This is a genomic window from Roseburia hominis, assembly GCA_040702975.1.
Classification (GTDB): Bacteria; Bacillota; Clostridia; order Lachnospirales; family Lachnospiraceae; genus Allocoprococcus; species Allocoprococcus hominis_A.
The window spans coordinates 561,084-582,660 of the sequence record CP159990.1 but is presented as its reverse complement, the minus strand read 5'-3'; the positions used below and the strand labels follow the sequence as shown (position 1 = coordinate 582,660).

General features: G+C 48.1%; 15 protein-coding genes. 2 read left to right on the top strand and 13 right to left on the bottom strand.

Annotated features, from left to right (window positions below; genetic code table 11):
• Nucleotides 1-7: 7 nt before the first annotated feature.
• Nucleotides 8-1,348, bottom strand: a complete 1,341-nt coding sequence (locus ABXS75_02580; protein ID XCP85704.1) for an MATE family efflux transporter — start codon at nt 1,346-1,348, stop codon at nt 8-10.
• Between the two features lie 318 nt (nt 1,349-1,666).
• On the opposite strand from ABXS75_02580, the gene ABXS75_02575 reads away from it, so the two are divergent.
• Together ABXS75_02575 and pepI are read left to right on the top strand one after the other, a co-directional pair.
• Nucleotides 1,667-2,521, top strand: a complete 855-nt coding sequence (locus tag ABXS75_02575) for a DMT family transporter (protein ID XCP85703.1) — start codon at nt 1,667-1,669, stop codon at nt 2,519-2,521.
• 166 nt (nt 2,522-2,687) lie between these two features.
• Nucleotides 2,688-3,572, top strand: a complete 885-nt coding sequence (gene pepI / locus ABXS75_02570; protein ID XCP87073.1) for a proline iminopeptidase — start codon at nt 2,688-2,690, stop codon at nt 3,570-3,572.
• A 140-nt stretch (nt 3,573-3,712) separates the two neighbouring features.
• Here the strand turns inward: pepI and ABXS75_02565 are convergent, their stop codons facing one another.
• The 12 genes from ABXS75_02565 to ABXS75_02510 all read right to left on the bottom strand — a co-directional run bounded on the left by ABXS75_02565 (nt 3,713) and on the right by ABXS75_02510 (nt 21,577).
• The gene (locus ABXS75_02565) at nt 3,713-5,059 is read right to left on the bottom strand and encodes an MATE family efflux transporter (protein XCP87072.1); all 1,347 of its coding nucleotides are present in this window, start codon (nt 5,057-5,059) and stop codon (nt 3,713-3,715) included.
• Nucleotides 5,060-5,265: 206 nt separating this feature from the next.
• Nucleotides 5,266-7,599, bottom strand: coding sequence for an FtsX-like permease family protein (locus ABXS75_02560; GenBank protein ID XCP85702.1), 2,334 nt, complete (start codon nt 7,597-7,599; stop codon nt 5,266-5,268).
• An 11-nt stretch (nt 7,600-7,610) separates the two neighbouring features.
• Nucleotides 7,611-8,309, bottom strand: coding sequence for an ABC transporter ATP-binding protein (locus ABXS75_02555; protein ID XCP85701.1), 699 nt, complete (start codon nt 8,307-8,309; stop codon nt 7,611-7,613).
• A 440-nt stretch (nt 8,310-8,749) separates the two neighbouring features.
• A complete protein-coding gene (locus ABXS75_02550; GenBank protein ID XCP85700.1) occupies nt 8,750-10,771 on the bottom strand; it encodes a beta-galactosidase in 2,022 nt (673 codons plus the stop codon).
• 64 nt (nt 10,772-10,835) lie between these two features.
• A complete protein-coding gene (locus ABXS75_02545; protein XCP85699.1) occupies nt 10,836-11,711 on the bottom strand; it encodes an aldose 1-epimerase family protein in 876 nt (291 codons plus the stop codon).
• A gap of 18 nt (nt 11,712-11,729) precedes the next feature.
• Nucleotides 11,730-12,353, bottom strand: a complete 624-nt coding sequence (locus tag ABXS75_02540; GenBank protein ID XCP85698.1) for a class I SAM-dependent methyltransferase — start codon at nt 12,351-12,353, stop codon at nt 11,730-11,732.
• Nucleotides 12,354-12,364: 11 nt separating this feature from the next.
• Nucleotides 12,365-13,282 carry a C39 family peptidase gene (locus ABXS75_02535; protein XCP85697.1) on the bottom strand — a complete coding sequence of 306 codons (918 nt, stop codon included), beginning with the start codon at nt 13,280-13,282 and terminating at the stop codon, nt 12,365-12,367.
• Nucleotides 13,283-13,648: 366 nt separating this feature from the next.
• Nucleotides 13,649-14,752, bottom strand: coding sequence for a PD-(D/E)XK nuclease family transposase (locus ABXS75_02530; protein XCP85696.1), 1,104 nt, complete (start codon nt 14,750-14,752; stop codon nt 13,649-13,651).
• Nucleotides 14,742-14,966 (bottom strand): transcriptional regulator, encoded by a 225-nt coding sequence (locus ABXS75_02525; GenBank protein XCP85695.1) that lies wholly within the window; start codon nt 14,964-14,966, stop codon nt 14,742-14,744. The genes ABXS75_02530 and ABXS75_02525 overlap by 11 nt, the downstream gene beginning before the upstream one ends.
• A gap of 252 nt (nt 14,967-15,218) precedes the next feature.
• Nucleotides 15,219-15,764, bottom strand: coding sequence for an NUDIX hydrolase (locus ABXS75_02520; GenBank protein ID XCP85694.1), 546 nt, complete (start codon nt 15,762-15,764; stop codon nt 15,219-15,221).
• Nucleotides 15,765-15,916: 152 nt separating this feature from the next.
• Nucleotides 15,917-19,585 carry a glycosyl hydrolase gene (locus tag ABXS75_02515; protein XCP85693.1) on the bottom strand — a complete coding sequence of 1,223 codons (3,669 nt, stop codon included), beginning with the start codon at nt 19,583-19,585 and terminating at the stop codon, nt 15,917-15,919.
• A gap of 138 nt (nt 19,586-19,723) precedes the next feature.
• Entirely contained in the window at nt 19,724-21,577 is a 1,854-nt protein-coding gene (locus ABXS75_02510) for a type I phosphomannose isomerase catalytic subunit (protein ID XCP85692.1), read from the bottom strand.

Here is a 21,577-nt window from a genome sequence, read left to right as displayed (position 1 = left end):
TCACCTCTTATCCTTCTTCCCTCGGCAGCCACTTGGCAAGCCACGCATAAAGCGTCATAAGCGTGGCGCCGATCGTCCAGGAAATCGGATAGGACATGAAAATCCACTTCATATCATGGAACAGGGAAGTCGTAATCCGTATCCAAATAACCCGATATACGCAGAGGGCAAAGATTATGATCAGCATAGGCGGGAGCGTTTTCCCCGTTCCCCGCACGGTTCCTGCCAGAATATGCATGATCGTAAGGAGAAAATAGAAGGGGCAGAAAAACCTCAAAATATAGCATCCCAGTGATATAACCTGTGCATCGTCAACGAACACACCCACAAATTGTTTTCCAAAACACAAAAGCAGCACGGAGGTCACACAGGTGTATGCAAGTCCCATTCCCAGCGCCGCCCACATTCCCCGTTTTACCCGATCATATTTCCGGGCGCCTACATTCTGTCCGGTAAATGTGGTCGCCGCCATACTAAAACTCATAATTGGCAAAATATTGAATCCATCAATCTTAACATAAGCCGCAAATGCCGCCATCAGTGTAGCGCCAAACGCATTGACGCTGGACTGTATAATCACATTGGAAAAGGAAATCACCATATTCTGTACTCCGGTGGGAATCCCCATCTTAATGATTTTCGCCGCCGTCGGCACATCTAAACGGATTTCCTTCATATTCACATGAAACAGATCCTTACTCTTTATCATGAAGCGAAGGATAAACACACAGGATAAAAATTGCCCAATATCCGTCGCCAGGGCCACCCCTTCTACGCCCATACCGAACACGACCACAAACAGCCAGTCCAGAACTACGTTGGAACCGGCGGCTATGATCAGATACTTAAGCGCCTTTTTGGAATTCCCTACCGCATTCAAAATACCTGCGGCAAAATTATATACTACGGAAAACAGCATTCCCCCGAAAAAGATCCGCATATACAAAGACGCCTGCGGCAGAACCGTCTCCGGAGTTCCCATCATTGCCAGAAGTGCCGGCGAAACGACGATTCCGATTATAGTCATGATAAGCCCTGCAATTACAGAAATCGCCAGAGTGGTATGTACTGCCTTGTGCATTCCTTTTTCATTTTCCGCGCCATAATACTGTGAGATCACGACGCCGGCTCCGGCAGACGCTCCAATGCAAAATGCCAGCAGCAGATTAATCAGCGCCCCGCTTCCTCCCACTGCCGCAAGCGCATCACTTCCTATATAATTTCCTACAATAATCGAATCTACCGTATTGTACATCTGCTGAAACAAATTCCCCAATATCAGCGGAATAGAAAAACGGATAATCTGTTTCCAGATACTTCCCTCTGTCATTACTGTCTTATTTTCCATCTTACAAAACCTCTTTCATTTCCCCAAATAAGCGGGCGTACCCTTGTCTGCCGCCCTTTTATGTCTGCCCTTGTATCACAGTGCACAAAGTACCCAAATACAAGCCGGATACTCTTTAGTATAAAAGAACTTTCGCTGCCTTGCAACCCCAATCTCCATCTTCAGACCTGCTTCGCTAATCACTGAAAAGTAATCATCAAACGGCGAAACTCTTCTGTTTTCTTCCCACTTGTATTCTTTTTGTCAAGGTGCTATTATGAACACATACGGGCAAATTTTTCTATTTGCTTTCAAAGAAAGAAAGGAATGTGAAACGTTATGACTAAAAAACAAAAAGGCATCTTTTTTATCGTGATTTCCGCCTTCTGTTTTTCTCTCATGAATATGTTTGTAAAACTATCGGGAGATATTCCCTCCATACAAAAAAGTTTTTTTCGGAACCTGGTCGCTGTGGGCGTGGCGGCGATTCTTCTGGTACGAAGCCGCACCCCGTTTCGCTGGCAGAAGGGGAATCTGGGACTTTTGCTGGTGCGCTCTGCCTTTGGCACATTGGGAATCCTCTGTAATTTCTACGCGATCAGCCACATGAACTTAGCGGACGCTTCCATGCTGAATAAGCTGTCCCCCTTCTTCGTGATTCTCTTCTCCTACCTGTTTCTGAAGGAGAAGGTGACCCCTACGCAAACGTTCTGCGTGGCGGCCGCTTTTATCGGAAGTCTGCTCATCATACGCCCCGGTTTTGCATTTGAGGGCACCCTGCCGGCGCTGGTCGGATTCATGGGAGGGCTGGGGGCCGGCGCCGCGTATACCGCAGTCCGCAGCCTGAGCCTGCGCGGAGAAAAAGGACCGTTTATCGTATTTTTCTTCTCCGCATTTTCCTGCCTTGTGACGCTTCCCGTCCTGATTGTGGACTATACGCCGATGACGGGATTACAGCTTCTGTTCCTTATTCTGGCAGGAGTCTGCGCGTCCGGCGGCCAGTTTGCGATCACGGCAGCTTATGCCAATGCACCGGGAAGTGAGATCTCTATCTACGATTATACGATTGTTGTATTTGCCGGAATCTGGAGCTTCCTTCTCTGGGGAGAAGTGCCGGATATCTTAAGCTTTGCCGGATATGCCGTGATCTTTGGAGCTTCCCTTATGATGTTTCTGTATAATAAGAAACGTTAAGAGTACCTTTCAGTAAACAGGCTGTATCGCAGTTTCTTAAAATATACCCAAGGGCATCCCGTATGGCCATTCGCCGTTTCACAAGGTATACCCAAGGGCATCCCGTATGGCCATTCGGCCGTTTCACAAGGTATAATGGAACAAACATTTTGCACAAAGGAGAAACATAATGAAAATCACAGAAGGATATATGCCCTATCTGGGCTATGAGACTTATTATCGGATTGCCGGAGAATGCACCGGAAACAAGAAACCTTTGGTTCTGATGCATGGAGGACCCGGCTCCACGCACAACTATTTTGAGGTATTGGACGCACTCGCCGAGGACGGACGTGCCATCATTTCCTATGACCAGCTCGGCTGCGGCAATTCCTACGTGGAAGGACGCCCGGAGCTCTGGTGTTCCAGGACCTGGGACAACGAATTGATCCAGCTTCGGAAACATCTGGAGCTTGATGAGGTCCATCTTCTTGGCCAGTCCTGGGGCGGAATGCTCGCGATCGAATATCTCTGCGATTACAAACCAGAGGGAATCAAATCGGTGATCCTCTCCAGCACTCTGCCATCCGCGGATCTTTGGCAGCAGGAGCAGCATCGCATGATCCGGCAGATGTCCCCCGAGGACCAGGCCGCCATTGCCAAAGCGGAAGAGACCGGGGATTTCTCCGATCCCGCTTACCTTGCAGCTAATGACCGCTATATGCTTCTTCACTGCGCCGGAGCTGTCACCGAAGATTCCCCGGAATGTCTGCGTCGTCCGAAAAAATCCGGCACGGAGTCCTACACCGCAGGCTGGGGACCCAATGAATACAATCCTACCGGAAGCCTGCATGGCTGGGAATACCGGGATAAGATCCAAGACATCAAAGAACCTGCCCTCATCATCAGCGGAACCGATGACCTCTGTACTCCATTGATCGCAAAGACGATGTATGATGCGATTCCGAATTCCCGCTGGGAGCTGTTCGAGGGCTGCCGTCATATGTGCTTTGTGGAAGACAATGAGCGCTATGTGAAATTGCTTCGTGAATGGTTGGAGCAGAATGATTAATCCCAAAGTAAATTGGCATAAGGTCCACATTTCTGTTCATCCGATTTTTTGAAAAAGAGAGCGAAAAAATAGAATACTTCCCAAGTAGACAAGAAGATAGCCAAAATCCACTTAAGAAGTATTCTATCAAAACCGCTCTCTTATTCTTTTAACCGTTTCAATACGCTCATACTAAGAGGCACCGAAAGCGTCATCGTAAACACATCGGAAACCGTCTGGCACATCTGTACCCCCAGAAGTCCGAACAGTCTCGGCAAAATGAAGATCAACGGAAGGAAGAAAAGCCCCTGTCTTGCCGCCGCCTGAATCGAAGCCTTGAGCGCTTCGCCAATCGTCTGCAAGAGCATATTCGACATCACGATCCATGCATTCAGAGGAAATACCACACATTGCAGTCGAAGCGCCATTTTCCCGATCCGGACCACATCTGCGTCCTCCCGGAACAGATGGACCAGCGGACCGGCGCTCAAAAAGCCCACCATCGAAATCACGACCAACACTCCCACCGCCGTTTTCACACAGAAGAAAAATGCCTCCCGCACCCGGTCATATTTCTTTGCCCCATAATTCGTTCCACATACAGGCTGGAATCCCTGGCCGAACCCAATCAGCGCGGAGTTGGCAAACATCGTGATCCTGGAGACGATGCCCATCGCCGCAATCGCCGCGTCAGCACAGGCTCCACCGTAATTTCCCGCCGCCGTATTCAGGCAGATCGTCGCCACGCTCCCCAGCCCCTGACGGCAAAGAGACGGAATCCCGCCCCGGAAAATGTTGGACAAATAATACCAGGACGGCGTAAAATTCTTGATGGATATCCGGAAATTCCCGCCTTTCATGCTGGCCCGCAGAAGTACGCCAAAGCTGACGATCTGGCTGATCACCGTGGCCAGCGCCGCTCCCGCCACTCCCATATGGCAGCCGAAGATCAGGACCGGATCCAGCACGATATTTAACACAGCACCGGTCACGATCCCCACCATCGCAAACGAGGCGCACCCTTGAAATCGAAGCTGATTGTTGATCACCAGGGAGGCCATCATAAACGGCGCACCCAGCAGAATGATTCGCAGATAGCTCATCGTATAGGGCAGAATCGTCTTTGTGGAACCCAAAAACAAAGACAGCGGTTTTAGGAAAATCAGCCCGGCCGTCGCCATGACGATCCCCGTTATGAAGGCGGAAAAGAACCCGGTAGCCGCCATTTTCTTTGCTTCCTCGAATTTCTGCGCCCCTAGCTGCCTGGAAATGTAGTTCCCCGATCCGTGCCCGAAGAAAAATCCCACTGCCTGAATCAGCGCCATCACCGAAAATACCACACCCACTGCCGCGGTCGACTGGGTATTGATCCTCCCCACGAACATCGTATCCACCATATTATAAAATGATGTGACAAGCATACTGATAATCGTCGGCACCGCCATCTGGCTCACCAGATGCGGAATCGGAGCCGTCGTCATATACTGGACTTTTTCCTCTGTGGACATCTCTGAAATCTTCTTATTCTCCCTCTCCTTATCAACAAAATTCCCCCAAAATGTACATCTCTTTCCGCACAAATCTTCATTACAACGTATAAGCATCGATGCAGAGCCATCCTACTCCTGCATCGATGCATATCTTTCCTACTATTCTTTATTCTACTACCTTCGTATTCCTTTCGTCCAGTGTTTTTATTTTGATTTTGTTCCTTTTATTCTACATGTTTCAGAGCTTCGTCCATCGGCACCTTCGCGATCTTCCGGTATTCCAGTATTGCGACCACCGCATACGTGGCGATTCCGATCAGAAACATCTCGACATAGATGAACGGATCAATATAAAACGTGATCCACCCCGTAATGCTGGTCATCATATATTCAAAAAAGAGAATCTCTATCCCCTTCGTTACAACAGGCAGGCTGACCAGCAGAAATACAATCACCACGATCGTCGTCGACACAATATACAAACGCCCGATTTCCCCGTTGGTATAGCCCAGAATCTTCGTCATGGAAATGGACTGCGCATTCTTCTCAATGATGACCCTGGACAGAAGATAGATCAGAATCATAAACATGATCACCGCAAATCCGTTGACCAGATTCATCATACCTCCCATAGAGACCGTGAGCTGCCGGGAAATCTTCGTGAGCGCCTCCGCATCGATCACCGAGTTAATATATTTCTCATCGATATCCGTAATCTCCGTATCTGAGAAATACCCGCTGAAATAATCCTCCCCCAGATCAAAGGTCTGATTCAGCTTTTCCTGGCTCATGAACAGGGAAAGAGAACCCACATAATCATAAATTCCCGTCACCCGGAAGGAATACCCTCCGTCCTCATATTTCTCTTTCAGGGTCACCGTATCTCCCGGTTCTATTGCGAATTTTTCCGCAAATCCGGAAGAAATATAGACCTCGTCCTCCCCGGGTTCCAGCGAAATATAGCGGCTGCCTTTCTGTATCCCATACAGAAGGATCTCTTCACTCTTATATTTCCCTGAAATGGTGTTCAGCGAATAGGCGCTGAATTTCTCCGCGTCCTCATTTTCCGTCTCCACGGAATAGGCGAAGGTCAGCATAGAAATCATATTTCCCAGAGGACTGTCATCTCCCATATCGCTCACCGGCATTTGCAGTATGTACTGATAATTGCTGAGCAGATTGCTTTCCATTTCCTTTTGATAATTTTCCAGGACCGAGGGAAGCAAAAGCCCGAACATCAGTAGCAGATTTGCGAACAAAATCCCTACAAACAGCACCACGTAATTACTGAGATTCTGAAAAATGATACGCAGCCGGAACCGGCTTAGGATTCCCATGCGGGGGCTCAAAGGAATCGCCCTTTTCCGCTTTCTCCCCGACAAGTCCCTGCGCAGGAACTGAAGCGGGGAAAGCCGCAGCTTCCGGTGCAGAATCATAAAATTGATCAGGAACATCAAAATCACAGGAACCACCGTTGTCAAGCAAAAGGCTTCCCCGTTCCAGATCGTCTCATAGGTCGGCAGACTGTAGCTGCCGTAATACATTGCCACACACACATCTTTGAATATCGTGTAGCCAAGCAGATTGCCTGCGACGGCTCCAATCAGCGTGACCAGGATCGGCATCATCATATAATGGCGGATCAGTTCCCCTTTGGTGTAGCCCGAAGCGCGCAAGGTCCCGATCACATTGGCTTCCCTGACGATCGTATTGCTGATCGTAACGCCAAACACGAACGCCATGATCGCGATGACGATATAGAGCAGCACGATCATCATCGCCCGGTCCCCTCCCATATCCTCTCCGGTAAACTGTATGGCCTGATTCAGATAACAGGGAACAAACTCGTTAAGGCTGGTTTCCTTTACCAGCACTTCCAGCAGATCCTCCGATAATTTCTTTTCTTCCTTTTCCTCCAGCTTCTGCCGCCTTCCTGTACCGTCACCGTATCTCCAGGAATATTTGTAATGCAGCGCCTCCTCGTCGTATGTGGCAAATTCATCTTCTGCCACCACGGAAACCCCGAATTTTACGGAGTCAAACATCGAATCGTTATTGTTGGCAAACAGACAGCTATAATCGGAAAGTGCGATAAGCCCGCTAATCTTCCAGGTACGCTCCCCACTTTTGATACTGTCTCCGACTTCCAGTTGATTATTGTCCGCATACATGCGGTCTATAGCGATCTCACCTGTTTTCTCCGGAAACGCACCGCTCATAAGGCAGGCCAGATCCACTTCCCTGCGCATAGAAAAAATCCGCATGGTACTTCCATTTGTCAGACTTTCCTCCACATAGAAATTGTCATATAGGGTGACGCCAGCCTCCTCTACGGCCTTTTTCTGTGCCTTATTCAGTTTTTCTGTTGTCCTGAAATTCCCGTCCTCGATCTTGTATTTTTCAAAGCTATTATTATAGGCAATGATCATACTGCCGTCCGCAACCAGAAAACCGGACACAAATCCAATGCTGCCGACGAGCAGCAAAAAAATGACCAGATATTTCCCCAATTCGCTTTTCAGTTCTCTCGGCAGACGTTTTTGTAATGGATTCTTCATCTTCGTCCCCCTTACCAGTCAAGCGCGTCGGCAGAGATTTTCTGCTCGTTCCGGTAGTCTTTCCTGATTACACCGTCTCTCAGCTTGATCACCCGGTCCGCCATATCCTTAATCGCGTCGTTGTGCGTAACCATGATAATTGTATTTCCGTACTTCCGGTTCACCGTCTCGATCAGTTTCAGGATTTCCTTGGAAGTATGATAATCCAGCGCCCCTGTTGGCTCATCCATAAGCAGAATATCCGGATTCTTCACGATGGCCCTTCCGATGGCCGTCCTCTGCTGCTGGCCTCCCGAGAGCTGGTTCGGCAGCTTCCTCTGATGCTCGTAAAGCCCCAGCGTATGAAGCAGCTCGTCCACGTCCAGCGAATTGCTGCCAAGATAGGCACCCACTTCGATATTTTCCCGCAGAGTCAGATTCGGGATCAGATTGTACATCTGGAAAATATAGCCCAGATGTTTCCGCCGGTAAATCGTCAGCTTCTTCTCCGTCATATCCGCGGTCCGCTCGCCGTTTATGGAAATAGAACCTGAGTCCGCCTGGTCGATTCCGCCGATAATGTTGAGCAGCGTGGATTTACCGGAACCGGACGGGCCTAAAAGTACGCAGATCTCTCCGTGTTCAATCGAAAAGCTGATTCCCTTCAGTACCTCGACTCGATTCCCGCCGCTTCCAAAACCTTTTTTTAGATCTTTTATTTCCAGAAACATATGATTTCCCCTCTCTGCCCGATGCCTGGAATTTCGGGCCACTGTTTGCTGTTTTATTGTCTGCTTTTTGACTGTATACTTTTTATTGTCCACCTTTTTACCGTGTATCTTTTTACTCTGTGCCTTTTAACAGCAAAAATGGTTTATGATTAGTTTTAACTAACCTTTTCTATAATAGCACTATTGCGGAAAAAATCCCACCTTTTTTAATGATATTTTTTCTCATTATCCTTCGGCTGCCTTTGAAGCATATATGAGGCTTTTTCTGCAAGCCAGATAGTGCCGCCATTTTAAAAGGCCTATCTAAAAATCTGCCGGTGTTTAAATATACCTGATTCCGCACCGAATTTCCGGCAGGCCTTCACTCAGGTATGCTTGGCAACAACAAAACGCTTCCGGCAGATTTTATCATTCCCGCCGGAAGCGTATCTTTCCAACATCTATGATTCTATTTCTTTTAAAACAGAGACCCCATATTTTTCCAGTTCAATCACATCCCCGGCCCGGTAGTCCGTATCTCTTAACAGATCCACATATGCATTAGGAAGAGCAATCTCCACCGTATCCTTTCCATGGTTGAGAAGGAACACTACCTTCCCTTTCTCGTTCTCCCTCACTGCAGCCTCCACTCCCTCGGGAACTTCAACAGGTGCGGATACCCCGGCCTCCCTAAACACGCGCTTCATGAACTGGTAATAGAATTCCGGATTGGAGCGGGTTCCCACATAGTACGCCTTCCCTTTTCCAAAAGCATTTCTTGTGATGACCGGAGTTCCTTCGTAAAAATCTTCTCCATATTCACTCACACTCTCTGCTCCTGTAAGATGCATCAGATCACAGAGAACATCTGCCGGATACTCTTTGCCTTCATACCGGAAAGTATGCCGTTCGTCTTCTAATATAGCGTCACTTTCCTCCACCCAGATTCCAAGAATATCCTTCAGGCGGCCGGGATAGCCTCCCGTGATCACCAGATCATGCTCATCAACAATCCCACTGAAATACGTCGTGATAAATGTGCCTCCGTCAGCCACGAACCTCCGTACCTTCTCGTCCCAGCCGGTCTTTGTCATATAAAGAAGAGGCGCAATGACCACCTGATAGCCTTCCAGGGAATCCTCCACACTTACAATATCCACCGGAATATTCTGTTCAAATATTGCCGTGTAATAATCTTTCACGGCGTCCATGTATTTTAGTCTGGTAGTCGGACCGGAGGAATATTCTACGGCCCACCAGTTATCCCAGTCAAATACGATCGCTGTCTGCGACGGGGTGCGCCCCTCCAGAAATATATCGCCCAGATGAGAAAGTTCCTCCCCAAGCTGTATGACTTCCCGGAACACGCGGGTATCGTCCCGCCCCGAATGGCTGATCACTGCACCGTGGAACTTCTCATTGGCGCCTATGGATCTGCGAATCTGAAAATACTGGATTGCATCGGCCCCATGCGCGATCGCCTCATAGCTAAGCTGCCGCATCTCGCCCGGCCGCTTTAACTTATTGCACGGCTGCCAGTTGGTGACCCCCGGCGTCTGCTCCATAAGGACAAAGGAATTCTGCTCTTTAATTCCCCGCATCAGGTCATGGCGCATTGCCGTGTATGCCGGGGCGTCCTTTGGGAAGGGGTAGCAGTCCCAGGAAATAAAATCCATATACTTCGCCCATTTCTGATAGTCCAGATCCTTATAAAAGCCCATCAGATTGGTGGTGATCGGAATATCCGGCGTCACTTTTTTAATCGCTTCATACTCCAGACGATAGCAGTCCAGAATACTGTCAGACATAAATCTTTTATAATCCAGAGAAATCCCCTGAAATACCGTATCATTTTCTGCATAATGCTCGCTTAAGAGGTTCGGGAGAACCACTTCATCCCAGTCATAAAAAGTATGTCCCCAGAAAGCCGTATTAAAACTGCGGTTCATCGCCTCGATCGTCACGTATTTTTCCTTTAACCATTTCCGAAACGCCTTCTCACAGTTCTCACAGTAGCATGCCCCACCATATTCATTGGAAATGTGCCATGCCACAATATTATCATAATCCTTATATCGCTTTGCCAGCTCCGAAGCCAGCCTGGGGGCATAGTACCGGTAGGTCTCACTGTTTGGACAGGAGTTATGCCGATCGCCAAACTTCCGCTTCATACCATTAAATTCCGTACGCAAAATATCCGGATACCTTTTGGCCATCCAGGCCGGATGCGCCGCTGTCGACGTGGCCAGGCAGACTTTAAAACCATTCTCACGCATCAGGTCCATGATCTTATCCAGTTTTTCAAAACAATACGTATTCTCATCCGGCTGGAGTGCAGCCCAGTTAAAGACATTCAAAGTGACCTCATTGATGTGTGCCTTTTTCATCATACGAACATCTTCCTGCCACACTTCCTCGGGCCACTGCTCCGGATTGTAATCGCCGCCATAAAGAATCTCGTTTACATGCTTACCGTAACCCATTACCTTTTCCCTCTTTCCATAAAACTCCATACCTTCATACGACACTTAGGAACGCAGACTGCTCTTACACCCGGATCACATAACTTTTCTCAAACACTTCTCCCGGATTAAGTACATTGCCCCACTCCCGTTCTTCTAACCTCTGGTTAAAATCTGCCCGGTCCGCTCTGCCATACCACGGCTCAATACATACGAACGACGCATGCTTTCCGACCGGAGACCAGATACCAAAAAGCGGAGACTCAAAGGAAACCGTCAGATATTTATGCCCCTGCGAGTCCATAAGAGCCACCTCATGAGCCTGATTATTTTCAATAATCAGCGCATCATCATCAAACAAATCCTCTGTAATTGTGAGTTTTCTTTCCTCCAATTCCAACATTTTCACCTTATCGGAAAGAACGCCATTTTCATTCAGAACGCTCACTTTCAAAGGGCCGTCGCATCCAAATTCGATCCGGCAATCCGTCTGCTTTTCTCCCTCCCGAAGCGGGCAGTTAAACGCCGGATGTCCACCAATTGAAAAATACATCTTCCGGGAATCCGTATTTTCTACTTTCCACAGGACTTGTACTTCCCGCCCTGTCAGAATATATCCCAGAGACAACACAAAATGGAAAGGATATTTCGCCCGCGTCTCTTCGTTATCCTTCAGTTGGAACCAAATCTCCTCCTCTGACTGTGAAACCAGTTCAAACTCCATATCCCGTGCGAATCCATGCTGAGACATCGTATAGGTCTTCCCCTCAAAATATGAGGTCTTATCTTTATAGTTTCCGACAATTGGAAATAAGACCGGTGATGTCCGCCCCCAGTACGCCTCATCCGCACACCACAGATACTCCTGTCCTGTGTGATGATCCCTTAATGACTTCATCTCTGCACCGGCAGATGTAATTTCCAGTGTTAGCTCTTCATTCTTTAACTGATAGATACCCATTTCCTTCGTCCCCTTCCTCTATTTACTGCCATAAAACACAAAAACGCCCGCGCAAAATGAAATCTTCTCAAATTCCACATCCGGAAACGCCTTTTTAGCCGCATCGCAGGTAAGGTATTTTTCTTCCTCGTCCCATTCCTCACCGCTTACTTTCCGGCACTGTTCCATCTCCTCTGCCGTCTCAAACGCAATATCCCCGATCACAATCCTTCCTCCGGGCTTTAAATGGCGTTTCAGTTCCTTAATAAACGCAAATTTCTGTTCGTCGTCCAGATGATGCAGCGCATACGTCGAGAGAATACATTCAAACCTTTCCTCATCCCAGAGTTCCGGAAATCCCTCTGCGAAATCATGACGGATCAGCTTCGCCCCTTTCATCTTCTTCCCGGCCAGCTCTATCATTCTGTCCGAGAAGTCCATTCCGTATATCAGACAGCCGTCATCATATAATTTCCCGGACAAAATTCCCGTTCCAAAACCTATGTCTAAAATCTTTTTCGCCTCACCGGCGCGAGCGTGACAATATACCCGGTTCAGCACATCCTTATAGCCCGCGAACGGGTAAGAATCCGCTTCCTCGCTCAAATTGACGCTTTTGTCATAATCATCTGCCCACAAATCAAATCCACTACTATTTAACATCAAAAACTCCTTTACTTTTTCGCATATGCCCACATGGCTTTCATCTGATCCAAAAGCACCTGAGCATCCCATCGTTTCATACTATTTACCCTGCTGTTCGGGTCATTCACAATAATCTTTCCGTCTTCCGTAAGCCCGGTCAGCACAATAAAATGCCCGGCATCCGTAAAATCTCCCGGTCCCATACTGCAGATTATGGGGTGACCCGCTGCAAGCTCTTCTTTGATGGACGTCTGAGACCAGTTCTGTATCTGCCATGCATGGACGCCCAGTTTCTCGGCGCCCACATCCATAAGGCTCCAGGAAGTGCCTGCATCCTCTGCATAAAATCCTTCTTCCATACTAAACTCCGCGAGTTTTCCCGGCGTAAAGCTGCCATCTTTCGCAAGAGCTGACACCACCATTGCCAGACAGGTCGGCCCGCACCCGTCTGTCGCCACGGTTCCATTCCCGTATGCGGCATATCCCCAGGTCTGATCCCACTGATAATACAGCGGAATCCCCTCCTGGGCCGGATATTCCTCCAGATTTACAGGAGCAAGTGCTCTATTCATCAGTTCTTCCCGACTTAGTTTCGCATAGTCCGGAAATGCTGTCACCCAGTCCACAGCTTCCTCATGACCCGTCAAATATTCAATCACCCAATCCGGATACGCCGTCCGGTTCACTATGATCCGCCCCACCTGCGGATATTTTTCATATAAACTGCGGAGCTGATCCGAATATGGCTCCAACGCAAACAGGAGAGACAACTCCTTTTCACTGAGCTGGTACTCCTCGCCTTCACCGTTCAGCCCCGGATACACGTCCGCGGATTCTCCTGCCTGCGAAGCCCCATGCACCGTATCCGCATTGATTCTAAGAGACTCTCCCTTATCTTCAGCCCAATCCCCTGAACATAAGACGACTAATATACCTGTTGCAAACATGACACCTGCTGCAATATTCGTCAACTTTCTTGAGTGTCGTCTCCATATCTTTCTATAATCATTTATAAGAAAACGTAATTCTGCACTTCGTTGTATCATCTATGTCACGGTCCTTTCAAACAACTCTTTACTTCTATTGTTTCCAAGTCCCCCCGTCTATTCCTATAGGTGATACTTACTTTAACACATTTCCTGCGCAGAATACACCCTTTTTCGACAAATTTTCCGAGTAATTTCTGAGGCGTTTTCCATATTCTTCCTGACCGAGATGAACGTCCACCGGACGTTCACTGAGGTATGCTTGGCAACTTATGAAAAATGTGTGGTCAGCTTCATTTGCTACCACACACTTTTTCTACAATTCATCTATGCTTTTTTTGAAAGTTCCTCCAGTCTTCTTTTCAGTTCGGCAATCTCCTGTTCCTTGGCCTCCAGTTGGCGAGTCTTTTCATTAAGCCGTTCCCTGTTCTCGCTCAATTTTTTCTCACTCTCACTCAACTTTTTCTCGCTCTCACTCAACTTTTTCTCACTCTCACTCAACTTTTTCTCACTCTCGTTCAGCTTTTTCTTATTCTCACTTAATCTCTTCTCCTGCTCTTCAATCATGTACTGCACCGTGTTCCGGTCAAGTTCCGCTAATCCTTTTGAAAACATTCCCATCACCTCTTCGACATTACGGCAAATGTCGTAAATCTCCTCGTACATGGCCTTAAATTGCGGATAAGTTTCAATCAACTCCACCATCTTCTCCGGTCTGTCAAATACCAGAAATGTCAGCCATGCTTCCAACTCGTTATCTATAGTTTTATTGTGCATGGCATCCTTAAAAATGTCAAGTGGTATCAGAATAAACTCCTGCAAAGTATCCAGTACCAGACCGGTATCGAATACCTGCTTAGAACAATGAATATAAGAGTCCTTTATTTTATGAAATTCCTCAGTACTCTTCTCAAAAAACACAATAGTGTAAACATTTTTTATATCCCGATAGGTGAATTTTTGTTTCCTAATGCTCTTCACTCTTTTGTACTGCCGCAAAAGCATATCTGCCGAATAGCAGGCCACTCTCTGACCGGGAAATGCATATCCTATCTTTTGCACCTCGATGTTTGCCAGACTGCCATCTTCCAACTCCACCACAATGTCCGTGATCAAAAGTGTATTCTCATCTGTCAGGCGGACAGAATCGTTCGGAAGCACCTGGCGAATTCTCACCTTTTTCTTAAGCAACTGCGAAAGTAGCCCTTCCATTCTCTCCGAGTGATATTCCGGGCTAAAAATTTCCTTAAAAAAGACATCATACAATATCTTAACGCCCCTGACCCCGGCACAGAAATCCAGGAATTCTTCCTGCTGCTCCTCTTTCCAGGATTCAAATTCAGCCAGCAATTCCTGCTTCCTCTGTATCTCCTCCAAAACTTGATTCCTTGTCCGAATCATGGGAAAATATTGCTGAAGTTTATTTGTCATAGGCATCTCCTCCTCTCTCCTCTTCTTTCTCACGTATCAGTTTCTCCATCTCCAACTTGTATCTCATCAAATGCAGCAAATATTTGGGCATCTTACGATTCCCAAGTTCCCACTCTTGAACTGTTCGATAAGGAATCTCAAAATAATCCGCAAATTCTGTCCGCTTCATTCCTGTCTCTCTTCTCAGTTCAATCAATATATCTCTTGAATCCATTTGCTTCTCCTCCTTTATATACTCATTGCGTATATTTTAACACCCTATCACATAAAAATCAATAAAAAGAACCAAACTCTGAACAATTCACAATTCGGTCCTTACTTACTTCCAATTTCACTCTTAGTCTTTTACGTAACTATTACTGTTTAACTTTCATACCCAAGGGCACCCCGTATGGCCATTCGGGGTGCCCTTGGGTATACCCTTATAGCAATTTCACGAATATTTACTTCAGCAATTATTCGCGCCCTATCTTTCACAATATCTCGCCCACGCCGCAAGCCCTGCCCCATGCATAAACTCCCCGGAGCGCACCAGCTCCCGAAACTCGTCGAACGTAACCTCTGTCACTGAAAGCACCTCACCCGGCTCTCTGGCATCTTCTCCCTTCATGCCACACACGGCCATAAATAAATGAATCTTCTCATTCGTAGAGCCAAAAGACGGGTAGAATGCCCCTAAAGAAACAATTTCCTTTACATCATAACCGGTTTCTTCCTTTAATTCTCTTGCTACCGCCTCTGCCGGGGTTTCGCCCTTATCCACAAATCCGCCCGGAACCTCCCACTGCCAGGACCGCACTGGGTAGCGATACTGTCTTAGCACAACCACTTTTCCGTCATGGATTGGTAAAATGGATACCCCTTCCCGGATTTCCAGATAATCGTAAGGCTGCTTGTGGCCTCTCACCTGAACCTGGTCCTCTACCACAGTAAAACGCCCCACGGTCACTTTTTCCGAAGACATGGTTTCAAAAGGGATAATTTCCTCTTTTATGCAACCTCTTCCAAACATATTCTATATACCTTCCTTTCCGCTCTTTTATACTACTATACTCCCATTTGCATATAGTTGTCATCCTGCGAATGTCTAAGAAACCTTCGCTCAAATATATCTCCAAAATAGAAGGAGACAGATGTATCCGTCATCTGCCTCCAAAACAACAATTACCGTCTGCTAATCCGCTTTCTGAACACTACACCCAGAATGACCGTCAACGCCGCTGCACATATTACCATCAGCATGGCTGTATTCGCCGAATCTCCTGTATTTACCGTACCGGTCTTTTTCACATCTGTTTTCTTATCGCCGGTATTCGGATTTCTATCATCTGTTCCCGGCTTCTTGTCATCCGTTCCTGGTTTCTTGTCATCTGTTCCCGGCTTCTCTTCACTTGTTTCTTTCGCGCCGCAGATACATGTTCCATTCTCCCAGATATGCTCCTCCGAAACAGTCTCTCCACACTCACATTTCTTTGTATGTGTTCCGTCTCCGTTATCCGTATAGGTATACTCATGCGTATGTTCCTGCGGATTCGGTTCTGCAAATACAGGCGTTTCAACGTCCGTTTTAACTGCTGTAATGTTGTCATACCAGATCGTGCCACTTACTGTATCGCCGTCAAAAAATTCATTGTCGACCGCATTGACCCACAAACCGAAGCTCGAAACTGCTCCACAGTCATTTACCAGACCGCCCTTCGGATTCCCGGCTGTATCGCGCTGACAGAATTCAGAAAATGGAATCGTCACCAGCGTCGGTTTGCCTGCCCGTGCATTATAATCATCATACAGATTCAAATACGCCTCATAGCAGGTGTTATTTGCCTGAATCTGGATAACAGTCTTCTGCTGCTTTCCGTCCGGAATCGTCCAGAACTGAAGCGCATTACAATCAGACCAGTCTACTTCTTTGTTAATCGTAGCTCCGGCCCAGCCTCCGCTGGTCTCTCTGTAGGTGAACTTCATAGCGTAGCCGTCCTGCGTTTCCCCTTCCATATTCGTCAGATTCAGTTCAATCGTACTGCCGGAAGCCTTATTGGTCGCCCAGGTGCCGGTCAGCATGGAATCCACGCCATAGTAGGATTCAAAATCATCTACCATATATGGGTCCGGTTCTTTCTCCGCAATGTTGAAAATAACTGTGATCTCGGCCAGCTTTGCGCCATTTCCGTAAAGAATGATTTTTCCGTTTGCCGCCTCGCCAAGCTGCTCCAAAACCTCGCTTGTCAGCTTCGCCAGGGCTATTCTGCCTTCCACCTTTGTGTCAAGCTTTATTTCCTTCGTCCCACTTGACACTGCCAGATATGCGTCTGTCACGCCCTCGCTGAGCTGTGCCGTCACATCTACTGCCTCAAGGATACGCTTTCCTGCAAGCGGCGCTGTAATATAGCCTGTCGCCTCCCAGCCGTTTACCGTCGGAGCTGCCGGTTTCTCACCATAGACTACCTGCTTTTGATCCGCAGCAAAAATACTCTTTTCATTGTTATAAAAACGGATAAATCCATCCATCAGTTCATGCCCGTGAAGCGTTCCGTCCTCCGCCTTTGAAACAGCGAATGGTGAGTAGTAATTGCTCTTGGAATCATAGTTCGACCATACCATATAATATGCACAGTTATATTCCGGTTTTGTGATAATATCCAGAATCTCCGTGAACCATTCCGGGCGTTCGTTTCCGGTCTTTTTCATCGCACTGTTCGTGATACCGGTCTCTGTCACTGCAAACAGTTTATTATGCTCTTTTGCGAACTGGTCCGTAAGTTTTACGACTGATTCGAAGTTCTTCATAAATGTGTAGCTTTCATCTGCAGACGCTTTGTCGTCGTAGGTGTCGAATCCTACCATATCGACGAACTCGTCTCCCGGATAGCGCTCACCGTACTCTTCCAAGGTCGCCGCCTCAGAACCCGGTCCATATACGTAGAGTAAATTATGTACCCCTTTTACATCACGCAGATATTCTACCGTATACTTAAATACGCTCTTATAAGTTTCCGCATCGCAGAACGCCTTGCCCCACCAGAACCAGCTTCCTGTATTTTCATGGAACGGGCGGAAAAGCACTGCACCGTCCACCTGGTCTGCATATTCGGCAATCAAATCAAGGAAGGCTGTAAACTGTGGATTGAACGCGCCTCCCGGCAGAATCTGATTCATACAATCTCCCTTCAGATTATAGGAATCCGCACTGCTGTAATCAAAACGGTCATACGTTTTCACTGCAGAACTATCTTTTTCAGATGCGAACGCAAAGTTCGGCATATGGCAGGATAAGGTCATAACTGCGCCGCCCTGTATTGCCTCATTGGACAGAAGGGCTGCCGCCTTAATATTCCCCTCCGTTGTGTCAGGAAGCGGCTCTTCCTCCGGATGGCGGGCATTATATTTGGATGCAAAGCCTGAGAATAATCCGCCACAGTCCAGGCCATTGATTGCCGCCAGAGATCCCGTCAAATCTTCCGTATCAGAATCCGACAGTTCCGAAGAGCCTGCCTTCAGGACTGTATCCTCCATGTGTCCGTAAAGGGCCGCGTCAGATTCTCCTACCGCTTTCAGATACTGATAGAGTGCCTTTGCAGAAGCGTCTGCCTTGGGATCAGCAAGCTGAATCTTATCCGCATAAGCATAGCTGCTTCCATTTACCGACAGAGCGGAGCTGTTTCCTGAAACACTTGTCTTAGTCTCAGCCTTCACCGTAGCGTCTACATAGACATCCTCGACAACGGGAGTATAAAGCCGGATATTGTCAAAATAAATCGGTCCCTTGTAATCCGTGTTATTTCCCACCAGCAAAAGCATCAGCTTATCCGGTGTCTCCGACTTGGCCGCTGCCGTATCGATTTCAAAATTAAACACCGCCTTTGTCAGCCCGTTTCCGACGTCCTCTGTCTCCATGTTATTGATTCCCGACATCTGCTCATTCAGGACATTTCCGGCCACGCCTTTTACCGTAATATTGCCCGTGGTCTTCGCCTCCGCAGAAAAATACATCTCAAATCCCAGCATGGTCGCGCCGGAAAAGTCAATGCCGCCCTCCGGCGAAATACTGATCGCCGGTTGCAGCCAGCCGTTTTCCACATCTTTGGAATAGTCCATATCGACCTTTAGCCTTCCATTCTCAACGCTGCACACATTCTCGGTCGGTCCATGATAACTGTCTCCTGCCCAGCTATTGTCAAAATACCAGCCCTGGGTGGTACCGTCTTCAAAATCCCACGTTTTTGCATCCGAAGCCGGCTTTGGTTCCTCAGCCACAAACTGAATATTATCAAGCCATATATCCCCCTTATAATCCGTATTGACGCCGATCAAACAGAAGGTGATACCATTTACAGAACCATTTGCCGCGTCACATTTCAGTGTGACCGGAAGTTTCTTCAAGGTCCCGTCCACGACCTCTGCCGCACTTAAATCCAGCGCGGTGTCACCGACATTCAGGGCATCCGAATTTACTGTCAGCTTAAAACTGCCGCTTGTCATCTTTGCTTCATCATAATAGAAGTCCAGTGTGACTTTTGTCACTTCTTCGAAGCTGATTCCATCATCATTCCAGCTGGAAATCGCCATCTTGCTGTAGTCCTTGTCCGCATCGGCGCTGTAGTCGACTGTGGCCTTTACCATGCCATTCTCCATGGCCACTGCAGAGTTATCGGCACCTGAATACTGATACTCCCAGCCTCCTCCGTAATACCAGCTTCCCGCCTCTTCCAGTCCTGCAAACTCTGTTGCAGCCGGAACGCTCTTCGCCTCCCTGGCAGAAACCGGCATACACATGCCCGCTGCCATCGTAAACGCCAGCAGCAGGGCACACACTTTCTTGTTTCTCTTTCTCATCTTTTCCTTCCTTTCCTCAGGTACGCCCTTTCCCTCATCATCTTTATGCTCCGGGCGGCGCTCTCCTGAAATTTTATCTTTCAGATGACCAGAGTTTCCCCTTCTTCGAGATTCCGATCATCCAAAATTCAACACACCTCAGATCAGGCTGGCCGCCCCGATCATTCCTGCCGTATTTCCAAGCGCCGCTGTCCCGATTTCCGGTATCTCACCCTTTTCTCCTCCGAAACAGCCTTCCTCCATCATCTTGCGAAGTGGCACAAGCAACACCTCTCCCTGATTCGAAATTCCTCCGCCAAGCAGTACAAGCTGAGGGCGGAAAATATTTACAATATTTACGATTCCGATTCCCAGTCTGCGGATATAAGCATTCACAATTTTCTCAAACGGCTCCTCCCCGCTCGCTGCCATGGCAAATATGTCTTCCGGCGCCATTTCGCGCCCTGTCTCCTTCTTTACGTCTCTTTTAAGCGCAGTCGCCGAAGCATACGCTTCCAGACACCCGCGTCTTCCGCAGGTACACGGTTCTCCATTCTCGATGATCACCATATGACCGAGTTCACTGCCGCCGACACCGCGCCCTTCATAGATTGCTCCGTCGAGAATGATTCCGCCGCCGACTCCGGTTCCCAGCGTCAGCATGATCACATCCTGACAGTCTCTTCCCGCTCCGGCGACCGCCTCTCCAAGCGCCGCACAGTCCGCGTCATTTGCAATCTGTATTGGTATCGGAAGAAACTTACCCATTTCTTTCGCAAGTTCCACATGCTCCCACTTGATATTATTTGAATAGCGCACCAGGCCACCCCTCCGGTCTACCGTCCCCGGGACTCCGATTCCGGCTCCCACGCACTGATCCATCGGGATTCCCTGCGTATCCAGAAGCTCCAGCGCCTTTTGCCCAATTTCCCGGATAATTTCTTCCGCAGGGCGATGGCTTCCGGTCGCCATCGTCGTCTGCGTGATCAGCTTCTGATGGACATCCACCAGGCCGATCTTCGTATCCGTTCCGCCGATATCAATGCCGATTCTGACCGGCGCCGACTTCTCGCGGATCGTAGTAATCAGAGCGTCACATGAGCCCTGCACCTGGTACGTGCCGCTTCCCGCCGACAGGAAAAAGCTGTCCCCTTTCCTGAATGCAAGCGTCTCCCCCTGATTTGAGATAGTTCCCTCGCCGTCAAGCATGAGGATACTGGCAAAGGATTCCTCGGAAACTGTTCCTTCCATTTTCTTCATGACTTTTCCGTCAAGATTTAACTTATCTACCGTAAAATAGTCACAGTCTGCCACATGCGGATAGCTGCTCTTATCCTTGATGATCGGCACCCGGTTCGTCACGGCAAGGGCCTTCTCGATATGCAGATCCCGTTTTTTCCCGTCTTTTCCGACTCTTCCATAGTCGTACACACGATACGTCACATTCGAATTCTGCTGAATCTCCGCAATCAAAATATCCTTACCAATCGCATGAATCGTCCCGGACTCAATGAACAGCACATCACCTTTTTGAACCGGAACGGCGTTTAATACCTCCAGCAAGGTGTCCTCCTGTATCCTTCTTGCAAACTCCTCCTTGCTGATCTCTTTTTTGAACCCATAATACAGAAATGCGTCCTTTCCTGCGTCCATCACATACCACATTTCTGTCTTCCCGTACTGTCCTTCATTTTTCAGGGCGTAACGGTTATCCGGGTGGACCTGAATCGACAGATTGTCCTTCGCATCAATGAATTTCGTCAGAATCGGAAAATCCCGGAACCTCCTGCAATGCGTCCCCAGAACCTCCTTCCCCTGTTCGTCAATATATTGTTTCAAGGTCTTTCCCGCAAAGCAGCCGTTCGTGATCACCGACGGCCCGTCCGGGTGGCAGGATAACTCCCATGTCTCCGCCAGCACATCGCCGTCATATTCCTTTCCATATTCCTCTGCCAAACGGTGACCGCCCCAGAGATAATCCTTACAGCTCGGTTTTAATTTTAAAATACTCAT